The 1,170-nt window shown below is 67.9% G+C and carries 1 protein-coding gene; it reads right to left on the bottom strand.

The window, feature by feature from the left end:
• Positions 1-1,170, bottom strand: a 1,170-nt coding sequence (locus tag ACIBEF_RS32560) for a hypothetical protein (protein WP_396797261.1), incomplete at both ends; no start/stop codon positions are given.

Genomic DNA, 1,170 nt, shown 5'->3' with positions numbered 1-1,170 from the left:
ATTTGTTGTCGGGGAGCGTGGTCGGGTTGTGGTGCAGGCCGTGCGCGGCCAACGCGGTGACCAACGCCGGATCCGGCGCCGCCACCCGCCCCCCGGTGGCCGAGGTTTTCCGCAGTGTGCTCACCAGTTTGCCGATGGGAACAGGGACGGGATGACCGGGCAGCGTCACTGTGGTGTTGCCCGTGATGGGGGTGCCTACCGGTAGGCGGTTCAACGCCTGGGCATAGACCTGATCGGGCCAGGTGATTCTGTCGCCGCTGGGTAGCAGCCGCCATTTGTTGTCGGGGAGCGTGGTTGGGTTGTGGTGCAGGCCGTGCGCGGCCAACGCGGCAATCAACGCCGGATCCGGCGCCGCCACCCGCCCCCCGCTGGCCGCGGTGGTCCGCAGTGTGCTCACCAGTTTGCCGATGGGAACAGGGACGGGATGACCGGGCAGCGTCACTGTGGTGTCGTATGTGATGGGGGTGCCTACCGGTAGGCGGTTCAACGCCTGCGCATAGTCCTGATCGGGCCAGGTGATTCTGGCGCCGCTGGGTAGCAGCCGCCATTTGCCGTCGGGAAGCGCGGTCGGGTTGTGGTGCAGGCCGTGCGCGGCCAACGCGGCAATCAACGCCGGATCCGGCGCCGCCACCCGCCCCCCGCTGGCCGCGGTGGTCCGCAGTTTGTTCACCAGTTGGCCGATGGGAACAGGGACGGGATGACCGGGCAGCGTCACTGTGGTGTCGTGCGTGATGGGGGTGCCTACCGGTAGGCGGTTCAACGCCTGGGCATAGTCCTGATCGGTCCGGGTGATTTTGGCGCTGCTGGGTTGCAGTCGCCATTTGTTGTCGGGGAGCGTGGTCGGGTTGTGGTGCAGGCCGTGCGCGGCCAACGCGGTGACCAACGCCGGATCCGGCGCCGCCGCCCGCCCCCCGGTGGCCGCGATGTTCCGCAGTGTGCTCACCAGTTGGCCGATGGGAACAGGGACGGTATGACCAGGCAGCGTCACTGTGGTGTTGCCCGTGATGGGGGTGCCTACCGGTAGGCGGTTCAACGCCTGCGCATAGTCCTGATCGGTCCAGGTGATTCTGGCCTGGCTGGGTTGCAGCCGCCATTTGTTGTCGGGGAGCGTGGTCGGGTTGTGGTGCAGGCCGTGCGCGGCCAACGCGGTGACCAACGCCGGATCCGGCG

Origin of the sequence: Micromonospora sp. NPDC050795 (assembly GCF_044456785.1) — a bacterium.
Lineage (GTDB): Bacteria > Actinomycetota > Actinomycetes > Mycobacteriales > Micromonosporaceae > Micromonospora.
This window is presented reverse-complemented; position numbering and strand designations above follow the sequence as displayed.